16 protein-coding genes are annotated in these 21,526 nt (G+C 41.7%); all 16 read left to right on the top strand.

Annotation, left to right across the window (positions count from 1 at the left end):
- Nucleotides 1-29: 29 nt before the first annotated feature.
- The 16 genes from P157_RS0100575 (at nt 30) to P157_RS0100500 (ending at nt 21,498) form a co-directional block, all read left to right on the top strand.
- Nucleotides 30-908, top strand: a complete 879-nt coding sequence (locus P157_RS0100575; RefSeq protein WP_026759300.1) for a tetratricopeptide repeat protein — start codon at nt 30-32, stop codon at nt 906-908.
- A 22-nt stretch (nt 909-930) separates the two neighbouring features.
- Nucleotides 931-2,982 (top strand): glycosyltransferase, encoded by a 2,052-nt coding sequence (locus P157_RS0100570; protein WP_026759299.1) that lies wholly within the window; start codon nt 931-933, stop codon nt 2,980-2,982.
- 3 nt (nt 2,983-2,985) lie between these two features.
- On the top strand, nt 2,986-3,987 hold the full coding sequence (locus tag P157_RS14740; RefSeq protein ID WP_026759298.1) for a glycosyltransferase family 2 protein: 1,002 nt from the start codon (nt 2,986-2,988) through the stop codon (nt 3,985-3,987).
- Nucleotides 3,984-6,995 carry a DUF5672 family protein gene (locus P157_RS14735; RefSeq protein WP_051598417.1) on the top strand — a complete coding sequence of 1,004 codons (3,012 nt, stop codon included), beginning with the start codon at nt 3,984-3,986 and terminating at the stop codon, nt 6,993-6,995. The genes P157_RS14740 and P157_RS14735 overlap by 4 nt, the downstream gene beginning before the upstream one ends.
- Nucleotides 6,996-7,011: 16 nt before the next feature.
- Nucleotides 7,012-7,938 carry a glycosyltransferase family 2 protein gene (locus P157_RS14730; protein WP_026759297.1) on the top strand — a complete coding sequence of 309 codons (927 nt, stop codon included), beginning with the start codon at nt 7,012-7,014 and terminating at the stop codon, nt 7,936-7,938.
- Between the two features lie 8 nt (nt 7,939-7,946).
- Nucleotides 7,947-9,179 (top strand): autotransporter strand-loop-strand O-heptosyltransferase, encoded by a 1,233-nt coding sequence (locus P157_RS0100550; protein ID WP_026759296.1) that lies wholly within the window; start codon nt 7,947-7,949, stop codon nt 9,177-9,179.
- 3 nt (nt 9,180-9,182) lie between these two features.
- Nucleotides 9,183-10,472 carry a glycosyltransferase family 9 protein gene (locus P157_RS0100545; protein ID WP_026759295.1) on the top strand — a complete coding sequence of 430 codons (1,290 nt, stop codon included), beginning with the start codon at nt 9,183-9,185 and terminating at the stop codon, nt 10,470-10,472.
- Between the two features lie 4 nt (nt 10,473-10,476).
- A complete protein-coding gene (locus P157_RS0100540; protein WP_026759294.1) occupies nt 10,477-11,745 on the top strand; it encodes a glycosyltransferase family 9 protein in 1,269 nt (422 codons plus the stop codon).
- A 32-nt stretch (nt 11,746-11,777) separates the two neighbouring features.
- The gene (locus P157_RS13490) at nt 11,778-12,971 is read left to right on the top strand and encodes an autotransporter strand-loop-strand O-heptosyltransferase (RefSeq protein ID WP_196243089.1); all 1,194 of its coding nucleotides are present in this window, start codon (nt 11,778-11,780) and stop codon (nt 12,969-12,971) included.
- Nucleotides 12,972-12,981: 10 nt separating this feature from the next.
- Nucleotides 12,982-13,788, top strand: coding sequence for an FkbM family methyltransferase (locus P157_RS13485; protein ID WP_037368041.1), 807 nt, complete (start codon nt 12,982-12,984; stop codon nt 13,786-13,788).
- Nucleotides 13,785-14,921, top strand: a complete 1,137-nt coding sequence (locus tag P157_RS14725; protein ID WP_051598413.1) for a glycosyltransferase family 2 protein — start codon at nt 13,785-13,787, stop codon at nt 14,919-14,921. Before P157_RS13485 ends, P157_RS14725 begins: the two co-directional genes overlap by 4 nt.
- Before the next feature lie 135 nt (nt 14,922-15,056).
- The gene (locus tag P157_RS0100520; protein ID WP_026759293.1) at nt 15,057-16,190 is read left to right on the top strand and encodes an FkbM family methyltransferase; all 1,134 of its coding nucleotides are present in this window, start codon (nt 15,057-15,059) and stop codon (nt 16,188-16,190) included.
- A gap of 54 nt (nt 16,191-16,244) precedes the next feature.
- On the top strand, nt 16,245-17,411 hold the full coding sequence (locus P157_RS0100515; RefSeq protein WP_026759292.1) for a glycosyltransferase: 1,167 nt from the start codon (nt 16,245-16,247) through the stop codon (nt 17,409-17,411).
- Between the two features lie 24 nt (nt 17,412-17,435).
- Complete coding sequence (locus P157_RS0100510) at nt 17,436-18,674, top strand: glycosyltransferase family 8 protein (protein WP_080695341.1); 1,239 nt, start codon at nt 17,436-17,438, stop codon at nt 18,672-18,674.
- A gap of 48 nt (nt 18,675-18,722) precedes the next feature.
- Nucleotides 18,723-20,279, top strand: a complete 1,557-nt coding sequence (locus P157_RS0100505; RefSeq protein ID WP_026759290.1) for a glycosyltransferase family 2 protein — start codon at nt 18,723-18,725, stop codon at nt 20,277-20,279.
- Between the two features lie 10 nt (nt 20,280-20,289).
- Entirely contained in the window at nt 20,290-21,498 is a 1,209-nt protein-coding gene (locus tag P157_RS0100500) for an autotransporter strand-loop-strand O-heptosyltransferase (RefSeq protein WP_080695338.1), read from the top strand.
- The last annotated feature ends 28 nt before the right edge of the window (nt 21,499-21,526 follow it).

The following is a 21,526-nucleotide window of genomic DNA, read 5'->3' as shown; positions in this document are numbered from 1 at the left end:
CTTAGTAAAATGAGAAAGGGGTTTTAGACATGGGAAAAGCAAGCCGTAAAATGAATAAGAATAAAAAGAATAAGGAGCAGAATATGCAGCTAGAGAATGTGCAGGAATTGCGAGAGGAACTGCGTGCTTTGTTTGCGGAGGAAAAATACAGCGATGTCATCAATAAACTGGCTGAACTAGTACAGGTTGGTGATCATGATGCGGAAATGCTTTATGATGGTGCTTACAGCTATTTTATGCTTGGTGATTATAGCAGAGCTGCAGGCATGGTACAAAACGTCCTGACTTTTGAACCAGAGCACATAGCAGCACGTATTTTGCTGGCAAGAATCTGTATCTTGGAAGACCGTACGGATGACAGTTTGGCTATCTTTGATTTTGTTTTGGAACATGGCGAAAATGTTTTAACTCAGGAGCAGCGGGAGGATATAGAAGATATTCTTGATTATTATGGGCGAAATGAGGCAGAGCATATCAAGGCTGAATTTCCTCATGTAGCTGGATTCTTGGGACTTGAGCCGCTTACAGAAGACGCAGCAGTACCTATGGCTGCATCGATACATGCAGCCACCGGACAGCACGTAGAACCACAAGCTACGATGTCTAAAACATTGGAGCAAGGGGGAGACTATCGTTCCGAGATACAGGCTGTTCTCAATAAGGATATATCTCTTAAAGAGAAGATTCGCTTATTGCAGGTTTTTGCTGGTGGTTATTTTATGGCTAATGATTATCAGGCAGTGGCAGCCTTTTTGGAGACAGCTCTTAATATAGATGGTCAGGATGAAAATGTATTGCGAAACTTGGCAGTAACAGCTAAGTGTATGGGAATGACGGACAAGGCATTGAAGTTTGCGGCCAAACTGCAGCAAACAGACTTGCTGCTGTTGCATTTTTTGAGACAGTAAATGAAACTTGTGAGGAAATGCCATGGAATTGACGGCAAATAGCAAAGTATATATTATGTGCCCGGGTAATGCCCATACTGGTGGTCCTACACTTTTGCATCAATTAGGAGCCAGATTGCAAGCAGATGGTGTTGATGTGGCAATGTATTACTATCCGGTTAGTACGAAAAGTAGTGTTCATCCGCACTACAGGCATTATAGTTTACCGGTTGCGGAATGTATCGAGGTTGGTATAGATAATATACTTATTGTACCAGAAACATTGATATTTCTCGTGCCACGTGACTTACGGATACAGCGTGTTGTGTGGTGGTTGAGTGTCGACAACTGGTGGTCAAGGGTTAGACGGTATGTAGAGTGTTATGATGAAACTGTTGAGTCCTTTGCTGTAAAGCCGTTACCTTTTTTGGGGGTATTGGATAGTCCCTCTTTTATGCATTGGACGCAGTCAGAATATGCCCGCCAGTTTTTGTTGATCAATGATGTGCCACAGGAAAGAATATTCGAGGTAGGTGATTATCTTGATGAGGTGTTCTTGACACGTAATAAAACCTTGGTAAAAGCAGGACGAAAGAATATTGTGGCATTTAATCCACGTAAAGGCTGGGAGTTTACACGTAAGCTTATAGAGAAGTCGATGGATTTGGCGTGGCGGCCGGTAGAGAATATGACGCCCACTCAGGTAGAGGAGTTTTTACATTCGGTTAAAGTTTATGTTGATTTTGGCAATCATCCAGGAAAAGATAGAATCCCCCGAGAGGCGGTTATGGCTGGTTGTTGCTTGTTGACAGGCAAGCGCGGAGCTGCTGCAAATGATGTCGATATCCCTATTCCATCCGATTTGAAGTTTGACGATACGGAGGAAAATATTCCAGCCATTGTGGCTAAAATTCGTGAGTTGTTGGCCAATTATGAACAAGAAGTAGAACGGCTGGCAGATTATCGCCATAAAATTAGTCAGGAACCAGAACTTTTTACACGTCAAGTACGAGCAGCATTGGGCTATAAACAAAAAAATGTTGCTCAAGAACTTATTTTGTCTCTTGATGCTGGCGGAGGAACAGAAGTTTTTTTGCAGGGGTATTTGCAGAATAATGCCAGTCGCAATATTGTATTATTGCGACCGCATCAGGCACCTAAGGATAAGGCTGAGTGGCAGGCGTTTGTATATGAACACAATATAAACCATATAGTTGTCAATCATTTGCTAGGCTTTCCATTATACGAGACTATGACGGCTCTGTCTCAGTTGGGGATGTCTTATACCGTATTTTTACATGACTATTTTTGTATGTGCCCGAATACCTCACTGGATTGTCGGGCCTTATATTGTCATGGATATAGGTCACATGAATATTGTCGTTACATCTTTAACGTCAGGGGAATGAAAGATATTAATTTAGAAGAATATCGTAGGCGATTTTATGATTTTTTGTTGGGGGCGGATAAAGTAATAGCACCCACACATTATGCTGCGGGTATTATAAACAGTTTATATCATGATGTGAATATTACGGTAAATCCGCATAAGTTGCAAAATAATTATAAACGAACATTTAAGAGGGATTTTGCTCAAGAAGAAACGCTAACACTGGCGTTTTTGGGGACGTTTTGTACGCAAAAAGGAGCAAGGTATTTTTTGCAGTTAAATTCCTGGATAAAGCGGCGTAAACTGCCTGTACGATTAATCGTTATTGGTGAGGACGCAGGCGATTTGAATGGCGATAGGCAGGGGATTTTTTTTACAGGAAGATATGTGCAAAGCGATGTGTCTAGATTATTAGCACTGTATCAGACAGCTATTGTATTAATACCTAGTGCATGTCCTGAGACCTATTGCTACACGGCTAGTGAAGCGATTTTATCTGGTTATCCGGTGCTGACCATGAATCTTGGTGCGCAGGCCTTACGTGTGCAAAAAGCAGATTGTGGTTGGATTATCAATCGTGATACGCCAGATCGTGGGCAGCTTTCTCTGCAACGTTTGGTAAGGTATTTTCTTACGCCAAAGGGACGGCAGGAGATTTTGAAAAAGGCAGTTAATACGCAAAATTTCCATAATGGAATGGAGTAAGACATGACAGAAAAGCCAAAGCTGACAATAATTGTGCCGATGTACAATCGACAGGCATATATCAAGGATTGTTTGGCAAGCATACAACGGCAGACTTATACGGATTGGGAACTATTGCTGGTGGATGATGCCTCCACGGATGAGACGGCAGCTATATGCCGGGATTGGCAGCGTGCTGATGAACGCATTAAGCTGTTAGAGCAGCCGCACAATCAAGGGGTAAGTGCAGCGCGTAATATTGGGTTGCAGGCGGCAGGCGGCAAGTATGTAACCTTTGTGGATAGTGATGATTATCTTTTGCCTGATGGGCTGGCGCACATGATGAAAATAGCGTTAGCGGGGCAGGCGGATGTAGTATGGTCACCAGGACGTTATTATGAAGATGCTGAGGGACAGACGCTTATACCAGAGATTGATTGTGGTATGAGATCCAAGGCAGTCGAGTCGTTGGATGTTGATCTAGGGAAGAGGCTAAATCTGTTTTTTCAGTATAATGGTTGGGTATGGTCTGTTTGGAATCGAGTGTATCGCCGAGAGTTTCTGGAGCAGAATAAACTGAAATTTGAAGCCATATCAACAAATGAGGATGCTCTATTTAATCTCCTTTGTCTATGCAGGGCAAAGAAATATATGGTAACCAATCAACTGTATTATGTATATCGTTTGTCAGGAGATTCTATCCTGCGTGAGGCAAAGACGTTGGACAATTTGGAAAAACATGTACAGGATACTTTTAGGCTGGCAGAGATTTTATGGCGGAATCTTGGCGAAATAACATATTTTTCGGAACACCCGGAGATAAAAGAGCAGGTTATGGAACGTATTACCGGCTATATGCTCGTAATGCCGTGCCGATGGGGATTTGTTCCCACGCCGCTGGAGCATCAGCAGCTGGTGAAAGAGAGCATTCGTGAGGCTTTGGAACAGGACTTTGGCGGTAAAGCCTGGTTGGTACAGTTCTTATATCGTCATTTTTTGGAGATTCAAGGATGTGGTAAAAAATGAGCGTTGTGATTACAATTCCAATATATCGGGAAAATTTGACTATAACGGAAAAAGTGTCATTGCAACAACTACGTCGTGTGCTGGGAAATTACCCTTGTGTGTTTGTTGCACCAGAATCCTTGAAGTTTGCATATGAGGGCTTGGAAAATGGTATTGCAGTGGAGCGTTTCCCAGACCAGTGGTTTACCAGTATTACCAGTTATAGCCGGTTGTTGTTGAATGAGACCTATTATGCGCGCTTTGCAAAATATGATTATCTGCTTATTTACCAGTTGGATGCCTTTGTTTTTGCAGATCGGTTACAGGAATTTTGTGAACTAGGGTACGATTATATTGGGGCTCCTATTGCTCCCTACAATCCTATTTGGCATGCAATAGGGGCAAGAGTAGGTAATGGTGGTTTGTCATTGCGACGAATTGTGGCAGCACGAAAAGCACTGAGACAATGGGAAAATATGCCCAGGGAACGACAGCAGATTTTTCAGGATGTTTTTTTGCGTGTGGAAGATTCTTTTTGGGGCTGGTGTGGTGTGCAAAAGGATGTTGAATTCCAATGTGCGCCTTTACAGGTTGCTCTACAATTTTCTGTACAGGAAGAGGTGCAGAACTGCTATCGCCGGATAGCAGCAGGTACGCTTAAACCGTTTGGCTGTCATGGCTGGGATGTCACGAATGCGTCATTTTGGCGCGAGCAAATTGAGGCGTTGGGGTATGACCTGTCGACTGAGGAGCGTCTGGCAGGGACTAATCGCAGGTGTGATGATTTGCGGACTTACTGGCAAAAACGTCGATATATAGATTTCGTACGACTTTGGGGAGCTTTACGTAAGCATAGATATACGTCAATGACCATTCAGTTGTTGGGGTGGCTGGAGTGCTATCCTGCTGGAGACAAAAAATGGGAGGGCTTAGGTGAAGAACTGCAATATCTATGGCGATGCTGCCGGCAAGAACGATTGGAACATCCGGAGGCCAAAATAGAGCTGGAGCGTTTGGAACATGTGCTGGCTGAAGCTATTTTGCGTACTTTGCAGACTGGCAGCTGGCAGGAACACCTGCCATGGCTGTTGGAAAGCATATTGCCCCAGATACAGGAAGTAAAAACTTTGGCAACGGAGGAACTGTGTAGAGCGGTAGAAAATATTCGCTGGCAGGAATGGGAGAGTAGAGCATCCTATGCAAAATCTGCACCGGCAAGTGTGAAAAAACATCATATTGTAGCCATTGCGATGGTTCGCAATGAGATGGACATCATTGAAAGTTTCGTGAGGCATACGCTGAGCTTTGCTGATGAATTATTGATACTGGATCATTATAGTTCAGATAAGACTAGCGCAATTCTTACAGCGTTACAACAGGAGGGGCTGTCGCTTAGTGTGCAAAAGGTTAGCAGAGTGGAGTATGCGCAGGCGGAATTGACCACAGAACTCATGTATGAGGCAATAAATGATCATGGAGCGGATATTGTCATTCCATTGGATACAGATGAATTTCTGGTAGGTACGGCAGCAGGAAAAAATGTACGGGAATGGTTGGAAGAACTGGATGATAGCATAGTATATGAATTGCCATGGCGTCGTTATATACTATATCAACCGCATTTGCATAGGGATGAATTCATTTTGTCACGGCCTGTAATCGGTGATGTTTATCGTGATTCCGGACAAAAATGTATCGTTGGTGCACGTTCGGTGATGCGGTATAAACTGAAACTTGTCCAAGGTAATCATTGTGTGTATTATGAGCAGAATGGTCAGCAAATTGATGTGGAAATGCAGAGGTGCCAGTCAATGGAACTGGCGCATTTCTATTGGCGTAGTCAGGAACAATTTCAGACAAAGATTGCTGTGGGGTGGCCCAATATCGTGGCTAGATACTCGTTGGCATCTGTTGCAGGTGGTGGTTATCGCAATTATCACCAGCGGATGATAAAAGGGGAAATGATAAGTCCTCTGGAGTTTCTGAAGCAAGGCAGTTTAATGGATTTACGTCCCTTTGTCGAGCCACAAATATTGCGTTATAGCCAAGAAACAACACCACAGCCAATGGGCAATCTGATGAAGGCTAGTGTCCTGTTGGCGGAACGTGTTGCAGAACAGCAAATGCTGGTGCAAAAGATATTGGTTACCACGGTAGTTCCCTATATGGGACAAATGGAGGATTTTACACAACGCTTGCAACAGGCCGTTGAACAGGACTATCTCTGGCAGCAATTGCTCATTCCTTGTTTGCAGCAGACAGGAGAAATAGCATTACATCAGATTAATGAAATCTGTCAGAAAAAAATACAGGGAAAATATGATTGGGATGTGTTTGGATATGATGAAATACAGAATGTGTTTTCTCAGTTATCAGCAAAAGCCAAGGGAAAATTTGTTCATTGGCAGTTGCCAGGGACAGAGGTCGCTAATAATTTTTTGAAGCGTATGGTAAGTGCTGGTATGGAACAAATTGTGCCATTGCAAGTGGTGGTTTCGGATGCTAGGGAAGATTATAGTAATGAGTATCCCTATATTATGATTCATCCCTTGGATAACACTCAAGTGGCACTAGGGAATGCGTTTTGGCAGCGTCTGCTGGAAATTGGTAAATATCCTGCTGGCGATATCACAGCAGCATTGATTACCAGAGAAGCGATGGATAACTGTGGTTGGCTTTGTAATTCATTTCTGTTGCCAGAAGGAAAGCGGCTGCCTTTTACTGCTTGGAAAGTACTACTGTCAGCTGTGGGGGATGGCTTGGTTGGCGTGATATCCGATTGTTATGCCTGTCCAGAAAGTAAGGTCATGTCTTTGGAGAATTTGGTTATTCATCAGTTGGAATGGTGGGAATTACTGCAACTGGAGAAGACGACTTGGAAGAGCAAGGATTTACGTGAGACCGTGCAACTATTCTGTCGAAACGGCGAGAAGATATTGACAAGGGCATTGGCTTCTGGATGCAATACGACAACATCTCTATGGCAACGGTATCAACAAGTATTACTGCAGAGTAGCAATATGTTTTAAATAAGGGGGATAGGGAATGGTCAGCGTATCGGTAATTGTGCCAGTTTACAATAAAGTACAATATTTGCAGAAAACCATAGATAGTATTTTGGGGCAAACATTAAACAATATAGAGATTTTACTGATTGATGACCAGTCAACGGATGGGAGCTATGAATTGTGTCAGCGTCTTTACTGTGGATTGCCGCAGGTAAAGTTGTGGCAGAATGTGAGAAATATGGGGGCCGGTTTAACAAGAAATGCGGGAATAGAGAGGGCTAAAGGACGATTTTTGGCATTCGTGGATGCTGATGATATTTTGCATGCCGACTATTTGAAGCATCTATATCAGGCGGCAATAATCAATAAGGCTGATATCGCAGCAGAAGCAGGCGATAAAATAGCAGAACCAGTGTTGATGGAGTCATTGCTTCAGAAACGAGTGGAACATGTATATAATTTTGATTTTATGACCTCAGCGGTTCAAAAGCTATTTTCACGGGATTTAATCATGAAAAGTGGGATTCGTTTTCATCAGCATGTTTTTTTGGAAGATGTCTTGTTTTCGTTGGAGAATTTATTCGTAGCATCAAGAGTGGTAATGGTTCCGGGAGTATTATATGAGTTGGTACATACACCCAAATCCATAACCAGAGGGAATCTGTTGGAGAAAGTTCCGGCATATATGGATTCTGTTATTAGGGCAGTAAGACAGATGGATACTTATATGGCGATGATTCCAGAATTAGCTGACGACAGGAATTCTCGTCAAATGATATTAGCATTTTTAGTGAAGTTGTCATTTTGGGGGCATTTTGCTCCCGTAGCAGCACAATATCCTTTGGAAGAGATAAATCAACGGATAAAGCCTGTTTTGCAGCAGGAGTTTGGTGATAATTATGCCTATGTTCTACTGTTGGTGGATTGGTGCATAAATTTCATGAATGCCAAAAAGGGGGAATAGATGCAGTTATGTTTCCATATCCTTTTTACTATTTTTCCTGCCATGATTATACGGAACAGGAAGAAGAAAGAATCGAAAAAATAAATAATGCATTTTTCAATGAAATGCATATACATGTGGGGGGCGTAGCAGGAGATACAGGTATAGAAGGAGTAAAACTGGATTTTCGCAATGGTCTTAGGCTGCAAATTCCGGCAGGGGATTATCATGTTAGGTTGTCGGATGCAGAAACAGGGATAATTCTGTTTGATGAAGATGTATCAGAAGTTATATTGGCATCGGAGGAAAAGTATTACATCCCTTGGCTGGTGGAGATTTTTTTTGCCGGGCAAAAGGTTTTTGAACATCAGTTTGACACGGAAGGGCAGCATGTGCATATTATGGTTGTGAGCAGGTGTTTGGGCGATGTTTTAGCTATCCTGCCAGGTGTGGCCATGTATGCAGAGTCTCATAATGTTCAAATATCTATGGATGTTGGTGAGAACTTGCGTGATTTTGTCCGTGAGGCATATCCTCAGTTTGTTTTATGTCAATATGTACCTGAAGATGTCTATGCAGTATTCTATCTGGCGGCTGGTTTGGGGGATCCGCATTTTATGCCCATTAATGGACAAATGATGCCTTTACGTGCAGCCGTGCAACAAATTATGGGGCTGGAGCAATTGCCACCACGAGTCCCATGGCAACCACATAAGCCACGATGTATCAAGGAACCGTATGTATGCATCGCCGTACAGGCTTCGGGGGTGGCGAAATCATGGCTTTGGCCTGGTGGTTGGGAAGAAATTGTAGCATATTTGAAGAACTTAGGATATCGAGTGCTGTGTATAGATAGAGACCGGGAACAATCAGAATACGGCATTACAGTAAAAATACCTGCTGGGGCAGAAGATTTTACGGGAAATCATCCTTTGGCCGAACGTGCAGATATGCTGGCTTATGCGGACTTTTTCATTGGCCTTAGCAGTGGGCTTTCCTGGCTGGCATGGATGGCAGGTTGTCCCGCTGTCTTGATTGCTGGTTTTACAGCACCTTGGTATGAATTCCCCGAGAGTTATCGTGTTATGAATCCCAGAGTATGCCATTTTTGTTTTCATGACGAGAAGATTCACTATATCGACAGAGCTTGTCAGCGATATGAAAAAGATAGTGAGCATTATCTGGAATGTCAGCGCATGATACCACCAACAATGGTTAAACGGGCAATTGAGCGCTGCATACATGACCACGGGAGGCAATAGGATATGGGAATGGAAGCACTTCACTTTGCTGGTCAGCAGCTTCTGGCACAGAAAATGGATGTTAACCAATTATCAGTGGTAAAACTGCAGGCCATTATGGAGCCTGCTTTTCGTCAGGCTGGGTTACGCCAATCAAAGAATGGAGCAGTGCAAACGATTTTGGTGCTGTTGTTTGATGCAGTGGGGGATACAGTGCTCACCACTGGATTTATGCGGGAATTGCGTCGAGCGTATCAACAGGCGTATATTGCCGTGTTGGTACGGCCTGGGGTTGCTGCTCTTTGGAAATATTGTCCTTACATAAATGAATACATTCTTTATGACGAACGAAGTTTCAAGATTGACCAACAAATGGCATGGTGTGAGTTGCTGAATCTCGCTGAAAAGTATTTATGGCCCCGACATTTTGATATGTGCATATCTAAGTTGTGGGGGTGGGCACAATTACGCAATGAAATCCGTTTGGTGGAATATATAAGCGGTGCCAAGGAACGTGTGGATTTTAGTAGTACGGTATTTAATGTATATGGTGATTTTCAAGCAAAGCCTAATTTTGCTGAAGAATTGTTAACACAAGCTTTGGTGAGTCCGGCAGAATACATTCATGAAGCAGCGCGTATTTTTTATGTCTTGGAGGCATTAGGGCATAAGCCACAGGACACTAGTATGGAACTTTGGTATGGTAAAGAAGATCGTCAGAAGATTGTAAAATTACTACAACAGCCATTTTCACGGCATCAGACTTGTGTGGCGGTTGGTCTTGGTGCCGGCACACCTAATCGTAAATATCCACCTCAATTATTGGCAGCGGCTTTGCGTCTTATATTGGAACAGTATCCGGAGCTTTGTTTTGTTATATTAGGCGGTCAAGGAGAAAAACAGGTTGCGGCAGAATTAATTCAAAAACTTCCCAAGGATGCAGTAGTCAATATTGTGGGAATGACATCCCTGCGCGAGACTGGGGCAGCTCTGGATGCATGTCAGTTATATATCGGTAATGATACGGGAACATTGCACATGGCAGCAGCTCTGCATAAGCCGGTATTGGCTTTTTTCCGTGATCCATTGGATAAGGATGATTTTCTACCAGGTGTCTTTAGTGGTTATCATCGGTTCACGCCATGGCAGGTCCCCTTTGTTGCATTAAGGCCGGAAAAAGCATTAGATGCATGTCGTGATGAAATTATTTATGGTGGTTGTTTTGCTAAGTCGGCACATTGTATTGCTACTATTCCGCCAGAAAAGGTACTTGCGGCTTTTATTGCTTTATGGGAAAAGACAAGGGAGAGGTAAAATCGTGCAGCAAGAATTGATGGCATTGGCTAAGGGATGGTTGGAAGAAAAGGAACAAGTTAATATTGGAGATATCGTAGCGCTGCAAAAAATAATGGAACCTGCGTTTGAACAAGCAGGTTATCGTGTAGATGGTGAAGTAAAAAAGATTTTACTGTTACGTTTTGATGCCATTGGTGATATGGTCTTAACAAGTGCGTTTATTCGAGAAGTGCGACGCAATTATCCACATGCATTTATCACAGTGGTTTGTCGTCCGTTAACCAAATCGCTTTTGGAATATTGTCCTTATGTCAATGAAGTGCTTTGCTTTGAAACAACGGATTTTCTGGCTGATTTTCCAGTTTGGTGGAAGAGCCTGCTAGAGTTTTGCAAGGTACATCTTTGGCAACATTATTATGATTTATGCCTTTGTCCACAGTGGGGCGGTGGAAAATTTGATACCATGCTTATTGCCTACATGAGTGGCAGTTATAGACGATATGCTTATAGCAGTGGCGTGCCTTTATTGTATCTTGATGATGAATTGGATTTGACGGTAGAACATGCATTGCTGACGCAGGCCATTTACAATCCACCGGAAATTGTGGCTGAGACAGAGCGTTATTTGTACTTGTTGCAAGCTGTGGGAGGGACTGTTACTGATGACCGACTGGAAGCCTGGTATTCATCGGAGGATGGTTTTCGAGCTGAAGCGTGGTTGAACCCTGCACGGGTACAAGGAAAACTCATTATCGCCATGGGAATCGGCGCTAGTGATGATACGCATAAATATCCGATTAATCAATGGCATACAGTTATAGAAAAGCTAATAAAAAAAATTGACGTTTGTTTTGTATTGCTGGGAGGGCCTGAGGATAAAGGGGATGGCAGGTATTTGCAAGAAAACTGCGCTTCAGCTATGATCATTGATCTTACAGGTAAAACATCGCTGCGTGAGGCGGCGGCTGTGCTGGCTGAAGCAGATTTATTTCTAGGTAATGACAGTGGGATGATGCATCTAGCCACAGCGGTGAAGACGCCCGTAGTGGCTTGCTACCGGGAGGCTATGGATAAGGAATATCCACAGCTGGGGTATTATAGTGAATGCGCAAGATTTGTTCCCTGGTCAGAGCAGGCGATAATGTTACGGCCGGATAAGTCGGCGGGAAATTGCAAAGATGTTTTGATTTATGGCGGTTGCAAAGAAAAATTTTCCCATTGTATTGCTGGTATTGATCCTGATGAAATTTTGGAAGCTGTATCATTAGCAATATGTAGTTGGGTGAAATAGACGGAAATATTATAGAGTTGGTGGATAAAGAGATGAAACCGATTGTCGTTTTTAGCGCAGCGCAGAATGAGATGACAGCCTATCAGCAAGCATTGTTGATAAAACTGAATAAGTTAGCTGGTGAAGTCAAGGGGGATACAGGTATCACAGGCTTAAAACTAGACTTTAATTTTGGTCTGCGTCTAGAAGTGCCTGACGGTGATTTCTTTATCCGCATTAGAGATGGCGAAAGCGGACAAGAATATTTTGCCGGAAAACTTGCCGCGCAGTGTTTGATTTCTATGGAGAAATATTATATTCCCTGGCAGGTAGAAGTCATGAAGGATGGAGAACTGGTTTTTGTCCATCAGTTGGATGTGACAGGGCAACTGGTATATATGCATTTAGGAAATGCATTGGGGGATATGTTGGCCATTATGCCCTATGTATTGGCTTTTCAGAAGCGGTATAATTGTAGGATTGTCTGTCAGTGGCAGGAAAATTTTTCATCGCTGCTTGGCAAATGTTTTCCTCAGTTAACAATGGTTAAAGATTTTCCTGTGGACTGCTATGCCGCTTTTGTGTTGGGAATATTTCAGGATACACCGATATTGTCGCCAGTAGATGCACGTCTGATACCATTGCCGCAGATGGGAAGTATTATATTGCATATGCCGATAATACCTCCAAAATTGCGGCTGGTGGACAGAAACGCTGTGACTGCTGACAAATTTCCGTATGTGTGTATAGCTACTCAGGCCACAGGAATAAAAAAATGTTGGCACTATCCGCACGGATGGGAGATTCTTACAGCAAAATTGCAGGAGTCTGGCTATCGGGTACTATGTATTGATGGTAATCAAGAATTACGAGAAGGCAGATATGTTGCTGGAATTCCGCAAGGAGCAGAAGATTTTACAGGTTACCGGCCTTTGATAGAACGTTTGGAATTGCTGGCCGGAGCAGCTTGTTTCATTGGTGTATCCAGTGGCCTTTCCTGGTTGGCTTATGCTGCTGGAACGCCAGTAGTGTTGATCAGCGGTTTTACATTGCCGAGTAATGAATTCTTTACGCCTTATCGGGTCATTAATTATCAGGTATGTCATGGCTGTCATAATGACTTGCGTGTGAGTGACAAAAACAGTTTATGTCCTTATCATCAAGGGACGGAACGTGAATTAGAGTGTTCAAGGGAAATTACGGTAGAGCAGGTATGGAAGCAGGTACAACGGTGTTTGCAGGAATGAGGTAAAAGTTATGAGAAAAAGCATGAATAAATGTATAGATTTTCGCTATGGGAAGATTATATATAATACTAGGGATCAATATATTGGGAAATCATTAGAGTTATATGGTGAGTATTCTGAGTCGGAAGCTCGTATTTTTGAATTTTTCATTAAGCCGGGAGATACAGTGGTAGAGGTTGGAGCTAATATAGGTTCACATACAGTACATCTAGCGCAGCTGGTAGGAGATAGCGGTGTGGTGTGGGCATTTGAACCGCAAAGATTGGTTTTCCAGTTGCTGGCAGGAAATATGGCCATAAATGGGATAACTAATGTTTTTTGTCAGCAACAATGTGTCAGCGATAAATCGGGTACAATCTTGGTGCCAGTGTTGGATGTTGATGATATAGTGAACTGGGGAGGATTGTCTCTGGAACACAGTCAGGCTGGAGAGCCAGTGCAAGTAATAACGTTGGATTCGTTGGAGTTACCGCGTTGTGATTTTATGAAGATTGATGTGGAAGGTATGGAGCAAAACGTTCTGCAAGGAGCGCGGAAAACGATTGAGAAATATCGTCCGGTTATCTATATGGAAGCTGATAGACCGCAGAAAAGAGAGAAGTTGCTAGCATATACGAAATCTTTGGGATATCGTATTTTTGACCACAATGCGCCACTTTACAATGAAGATAATTTCTTTCATAATCCAGAAAATGTATTTATAGCGACAATTCCTGTGGATGAGGAAACTGTGGCTAATATATCTATTGCCTCGATAAATGTCATCTGCCTGCCAAAAGAATCGCCTATTCAAATCAATGGAGCTAGGGAATTATGAGGAAAACGAGCATTATAATAGTAAGCTATAATACGCAAGAATATACGCGTTTATGCATTGAGAGTATTAGGGCGTATACGTCTAAAAAAAAATATGAAATAATTGTGGTAGATAATGCTTCAGAAGATGGATCGGTAGACTGGTTGCGTCAGCAAAAGGACGTAAAACTGCTGGAAAATCGTGAGAATGTGGGGTTTCCGGCAGGTTGTAATCAAGGAATGCAGGCAGCCACATTTGGCAATGATTTATTATTGCTCAATAGTGATACCATCGTGACTCCACGATGGCTGGATAATTTGCATAGGGCTTTATATAGCGCTGACAAGGTGGGAGCAGTAAGCTGCGTCACAAATAACTGTTCTAATCAACAAGCAATCGATGTTTCTTATCAGACTATGGAAGATTTGATAGCTTTTTCTGAAGACTATAACCATTCGGATACACAGAAGTGGTATACTTGGCCAACATTGGTAGGATTTTGCTTTTTGTTGAAGTATGAAGTATACGAGAAACTCGGTGGCCTTGATGAACGTTACAGTCCAGGAAATTATGAAGATGATGACTATTCATTTGCCATTCGGCAGGCTGGCTGGAGATTGTTGCTGTGCACAGATACTTTTATTCATCACTATGGTAGCGCCTCGTTTAAGGATGAGAGTGACCCAGAGAAAGCAAGGGTTAAACAGGAACTCTTTGCTGGCATATTGCAGGAAAATAAGGAAAAATTCCTTAATAAGTGGCAGGTAAAATATGATTATAAAGTTTTTCATGGAATGACAGGAGTTTTGCAATCGGAGGATGCCAAAAAGCAGGTATTGCTGATTCGTTGCAGTGTGGGACTGGATCTTTGTTATTTACATCGTAAATATCCACAAATGCGTCTGTCAGGTATTGTATTTAATGAGACGGAAGCAAGACTGGCTGTCAGGGATTTTCCAATTCGCTATGTTTCTGATTGGGAGAAGATAACAGCAGGTATTCCAGCACGACAGGATATTATACTTATCTTGGGGGATTCGTTGGATATTCCTAATCGAGAGGCTGTGTTGGCAAAACTACGACATCGGTTGCATAGCAAGGGAAAATTATTTTATGGTGAAGGCCGGTGTGTATTTTGTGAGAAACGAGAATAGGAATAGTTTATTGGATTCGAAATTTTGTGCGAAAGATGCATTAATGGTCGAATTGGTTTATTGTGTATAAATCAGGAGCATCTTTTATGACATGCAAACAATTGTACGGTGAAATTTTTACATGGAGTATATGGTATGAAAGCACGTGTGGTTATCTGGGATATAGATGGGTATGGAAAGAAATGGATAAATGAAAATATGCATCTTGATCGTTTGGAGATTGTACAGATTATCCCTCCCTATGAAAAGAATGTTCGGTTGATTGATGATGAAATTGATTTGTTGCTTATTTCCAAAAGAATAAGAGATTTTGATTTGCAAAAAATGCTAGAGAAAGTTGGATTTTTCAAGGATAGAGTAGTTTTTATATATTCAATTGAGAGTTGGTATGAAAATTTTGATCAGGCTATGTTCCTATTGAGGGATAATGTAGGAAGTATGCGCAGATTACTTTTATGGCGACAAGAGTGTGCTTGGAAGGAATATTGCACATGCAAGGTGGATGATATTACATTTGTAGCATCGGTAACGGATTGTGTTATTATGCCTTATATGTATCGGGATGGTCAAACTTGGTCGACAGATGAGATGAAGTTATTTTATAAACTTGCTCACGAGTTTTACATATTGCGAGATGATGAGGAGGGATATTTTTTAGATTTGGGCGCAAATATTGGTACTACCAGTATTTATTTTCGCAAGAAATTAGATGAAAATATAAAAATTATTGCCTTTGAACCAGCGGTACGCAACAATCGTCTCCTAAAAATCAATATAGAGATAAATGAACTTGCGGATGAATCACGCATTGAATCCTATGGATTATCTAATCGTAGTGAAAGAAAAGTATTATACTATGATGAAGAGAATCCTGGAGGTAGCAGCTTGCTTAAGAACAGCGGTGGTCATGCAGTGGAGGTATCGCTTATTTCGTTGGATGATTATTTTTTCGGTAACAATTTAGAAACTGGCAAAATAAAGTATATTTGGATTGATACAGAGGGATTTGAACCTCTAGTAGTAAGTGGGGCAAAAAATATATTAAAAAACAATGAAATACCCCTTTATATGGAGTTGAATCCATATTTATGGGGGGAATATGGTTTTTTTGATGATGTTTTAATATGTTTACGGGAATGTGAATATAAGGGATATATTCTTATTCAAGAGTATATGAAAGGAAATAAAACTGTATATCCGTTGGATTCGTTACAGATATTTCGTCAAAGCAGTAAGGATTTTCAGTCAGATATCTTTTTGATTAAATAGGTGCATATATGATGGTTTAAAATGTTTTTTTATATAATAAGAGAAGTGAGAGAAATGAAGAATATACTTTGTTATATTAGGAAAAGTTATGGGACCGTTATCTGGGAAAATATGAAAAGCTTTATCCAAGGATTCAGGGAGTGCGGTGTAGATGTCATTGTATGTGATATGGATGATTATAAATCTGTTGAAGCTGTGGATGAATTGCTACAGCATCCTGAATTGATATGGTTTAGTGTAGGGTTTAATGGTATAGGATTAACTGCAAGTCCTAGGCAGAGTGAAATAGATATTCCTCATGTATCGGTTATGTTGGATGTACCCTATAATAGGTATGTTGGTGGATATGACTTTCCTTGTCGTAAGCATCTGGTAACTTATTTGGATAAAAGGGCAGGCGAAATATTAGATATAGCCTATCCATCGAAAAATATGAATAAAATGTTTATGCCTTTAGCCGGAACACAATATGATGGATTGGTGGAGGGGGCGGATAGAAAGTATGACGTCGTTTTTTCAGCGTCTCGTTGGCAAGATGGGCCAGCGATAAGGATGTGGCATGATGGAACGGTAAATAGGCAAATAACATATCTGTTGGATGAAGTAGCAGATTATATGGAAGTATATCCAGTAACAACAGTAGATGCAGTTAGGGAAGTATTAAAAATACATGGCTTGGTAGATGTTATTTATTTGGAAAGATTATTGCCTTACTTTTGGCAAGTTTTGCAATACATAAAGATGCAACGTCGGTATCGCGCATTAGAAATGTTGGTGCGAAATGATATTCGTGTAGATGTGTTTGGTGCAAATTGGGAAAGCGTACCTTTTGTAAATAAATTGATATTACATGGTCCTATACCTTATGAAGATAATGTTAAAGTATTTTCACAGGCAAAAATAGTTTTTCAAGATCAAGCAGAATTTAATCATGGGGCACATGATCGAGTATTTACTGCTATGTTGAATGGGGCTGTGGTGGTTAGTGAATACAGTAGTTATTTGGAGGAAGAATTTGTTTGCGGTCAGGAAATATTTCTTTATGATTGGCAGAATGGTGATGAGCAAATAAAAGTAATTCATAAATTGCTGGCTGACGAAAGTTGGCGATTATCAATTGCCAAAAGTGCGCGCAAAATTGCAGAAAAGCGCCATTGTTGGCGTAATCGTGCAGAGGATATTATGTGTGCGATAACAATTTTATATGGATCTAATTGTTGATGCTAGGTAAGATGCGTTTTTATTATGGAGGAAATAATGATTCATATATGCTATGCATTAACGGATATACAGGGAACATATAGTAAATTTTTAGGGACATCGCTTTGGTCAATATTTATGCACCATATGGAAAAAGATTTACATATTCATTTACTGCATGATGAGACATTGACTGAACAAGAACGACGACGATTTCAGCAGGTTGTTGTGTCCTTTCAACAAAAAATTTCTTTTTATAACATGAAAAGGTTGGCAACGTCAGATCTTGTTTTTTTGTATCAGGCGTTGCCTCAAGTCGGATTGTCACGATATACATACGGTGCTTTTTACCGTTTGTTTGCGGCAAAATTTCTGCCAGAAGAAGTGACAAGGTTTATTTATCTTGATGCAGATACTGTGGTCAATATGGATATTGCGTTTTTATGGAAAGTTTCATTAGATGGACATACTATGGCGGCGGTATCTGATTCTGATAATACCGGCCACCAAGCGGAAAATCCGCTGGTGTTGGTCGGCTGGGTAGACGGGCGCGATTACTTTAGTTCTGGAGTTCTGTTGGTGGATCGACAGAAATTCTTGGCAGTGGGGAATATCTTGCAGGATGGAGTCTGTAAGCTAAAAGAGATTCCAGGTTTTGCGTTTTATGATCAGGATATTCTTAATCTTTTCTATTCCAAGGATTATTTGCATTTGGATATTGCTTATAATGCCTATGTTCCAATATTGCAGATGCGTGGTGTTCAGCAGTTGACTTCGGCCATTTATCATTACGAGGCAGGCAGCTTGGGAATACGAGAAGATGATGTTTACGATAGACTGTTCTATACTGTATTCGCTCAGACTCCTTGGTGTGACGCTGATTTCTTGTATCGTTTTTTTGCACAGTTGGAGGCGCAACACAAACATGATTTGCACTTGGCACGGCAAGTTTTTGCTATGGGTAGCAGGCGTCAACGAATATTTTGTGCAAATGAGGCTTCAAAAGCGGCGATTAAGGAATTATTTGACTTTGATGGTGATGATAAATACTTGGCAATTCAAGGAAATCAGGATTGGACTGGTCGTCTGTTGCAATATGAACGGGTAAGTCCTAAGGGAAATCGGTTGTACATATTGTTTCTGCAACGTTACGAAGATGTTAGTCAGGCATTGACCGCTGCCGGATGGCAAGAGGGATTGGACTTTGTGGATGGCTGGAGTTTGTTGCCAACAGAGTGTGGTGGACATCTATTTCTTAGGCCGGAATTGATTCGTAACCTGTAAAATTTCTTATTAAGGTTGGTGATTAGTTTGCGTATAGCGGTCATATCAATGGTGCGCAACGAGGCGGATATCATTGAAAGTTTTGTACGACATGCGACAGCGTTTGCTGATAAAATCTATATCGTTAATCATAACAGTACTGATGGAACAAGGAAAATATTAGATGATCTTGTACAGGAGGGGCTGTCTCTAGATGTTGAGGATTATATCGGAGCTGAACAGGCTCAATCGGAGATTATGACCGATCTTATGCAAAAGGCTTTTGCCGAACGTTATGACTTTGTCTTGCCCTTGGATGCCGATGAGTTCCTATTGCCGGATGGAGCGTATGATATGAAATGGTGCAGTAAAGCCTTGTTTACTGTTTGTACACCAGATAAGATTTATCAGCTGCCATGGGTAACCTATCAGACCGCAGATGAATATGTAGGAAAAAAGTTTATTTTGGCGGAAGATTGTTATCGTGAAGAACAGCCAGAATCCTTGGGAAAATTATTGGTGGGGCGGTTGGCCTTTGAAAAGACCCATTTTTTTCTCAGTCAGGGGAATCATCATGCTTTAATTAAGAAAGATTCTGGATTGCAGAGACTTACAGCTTTACCATTACAAGGAATTCATTTAGCCCATTTTTCCTGGCGTAGTTGTGAACAGGCGGCCTCAAAGGCGGCTGTGGGTTGGCTGGCTAATGTGGCAAAGTATTCAAAACAGACGAATCTTGCTAATCATTGGCGGCATGTATTTTATAATCTGTTGGAAGGAAAAATGCCTGTTCGTCCGAAATTAAAGCAGGGACATAAGGCTGTTATTCACTCGAACTGTCAGAATATATTGCTTAGATACACAGTTTGCTCTAATAAAGTTAATGTTTTGTTGCGTAATGTCCTTTTGGCAGCACAACAATTGGCCAATGATTATAGTGAGGAGAAAGCTCGTATTGAGCAACACAAGGTGTCGGTCATCCTACCGTATTTCGGCCAACGAACGCCATTTAAGGAGTCATTTGCAGCGGCCTTACAGGAAGAGTATCCCTATGTGAATATGATTGTCTTTTCGTTAGCTGCAAAGGAAGAAGATACGTGGGTGTTGAACTTCTTGCAGCAGATGACTACAGATACCGAAAAAGAGATAATATACCTTCAGGAACATGGGGAGGAACTTTGGAAGGATATAGCTGCGTCTGCTGATGGTGAATTTATTCAATGGATTTTCCCAGGGGATTTAGTGGTAAAACACAGGTTACAGCACATGGTCACAACGTTGGTGCGTCATGAAAATATAGATTTGATCTTGACGAATAGTCAGAATCATCCTGTTTTGCAACGGGAAAAGGATAAAGGGAATATAGTTGATTTACAGCTTCCAGATGGTTTTGCCATAGGTGATGGAAATATCTATCGCGATTACCTTCGTAAAAATAATGTGTTGCTTAGTGGTGGCCTGTCATCACCGCTATTTCGTCGTTCCCAGATGGAACGTCTGAGTTTTTTTAGACTGCATATACAAAAAAGGCACCTGTCTTGGCAGGATATATGGCAGGCGGTTTTAAAAGACGTGGTTATTGGTGCTATACCAGAACCGTTGGTGGAGATGCACAGTCAGCTTTAGAGGGGGCGGTATGATGCACGCATGGCCGGTATTATATTTTTATTCAGGTATTAAGGATTTTACTGCTGCTGATAGCGGTATGTTTGTTCGTTACGACGAATTGGCAGGAGCTGTGAAAGGCGATACAGGCATTGAAGGACTGAAAATTGATTTTAATGCTGGTATACGTGTAGCTGTTCCAGCTGGAGACTGGCATATCAAAATCACGGATGCGAATAGTGGTCAGATTTTTTTCGATGATAGGGTAGCGGAGAAAGTACTAATATCCATGGAGCAGTATTTTATTCGTTGGCAAGTCGACGTATATAATGATGAAACCATGGTCTTTTCCCATATTTACGATGCAGCTGACCAGACGGTGTGTTTTATTCTTGAAGGCAATGTGCTAGGAGATAAAATCATGCTTCTCCCGTATATACGTGCTTTTGTACAAAAATGGCAGTGCCGAGGTGTGATTTTAGACGACCCTGCTTTTCGGGAGATATTGACAAATTATTACCCAGAACTGCAGATTGTAACGGAGATTCCAGAGGATACATATGCAACCTATCATATTGGAGCCTTTCAAACGCCGCCGTTTCTTATAGCTGATGATAGCCGCAACTTGGCGGTGGACTATGTGGGTCAAGAACTTTTGGGGTTGCATACTGTTGCTCCAGAGGTTCGTTATCATCCAACCAAGCCGCGAGAAATAGTAGAGCCATATGTTTGCATTGCTGTGCAAGCATCAGGAGCGCGCAAATGCTGGCTTTACCCCAAAGGGTGGGAACAGGTGGCGGATTATTTGCAGCAGCGAGGTTATCGTGTGATTTGTATAGACCGTGACCGAGTGACGGAAACAGATGGTATGCGTATTGAGATGCCGGATCGAGCAGAGGATAGGTCAGGAAATTATACGCTAATGGATCGCATTAATATGTTAGCTTATGCCGATTTCTTTATCGGGGGGGCAAGCGGTCTTTCATGGCTTGCACATGCGGTGGGCTGTCCGGTGGTACTGATTAGTGGTATAACGCTCCCTCATTCGGAATTTGCTACGCCGTATCGCATTCAAAATCGTCAGGTATGTCATGGCTGCTACAATGATTTGCGTGTGGATTGGCGTGATGATAAATGTCCATATCATAAGGGAACAAATCGTGAATTGGAATGTTCGAAAAAGATAACACCAAGAATGGTTCTGGAAACTATTGAGCGATTAATTTGTGACAAGTTGTGAAGATAAAATACTAGAAATAATTGAGAGG

Origin of the sequence: Selenomonas ruminantium AC2024, from assembly GCF_000687995.1 — a bacterium.
GTDB classification, from domain to species: domain Bacteria; phylum Bacillota; class Negativicutes; order Selenomonadales; family Selenomonadaceae; genus Selenomonas_A; species Selenomonas_A ruminantium_B.
The sequence above is the reverse complement of the archived record's forward strand: the minus strand, read 5'-3'. Positions and strand labels throughout refer to the sequence as shown.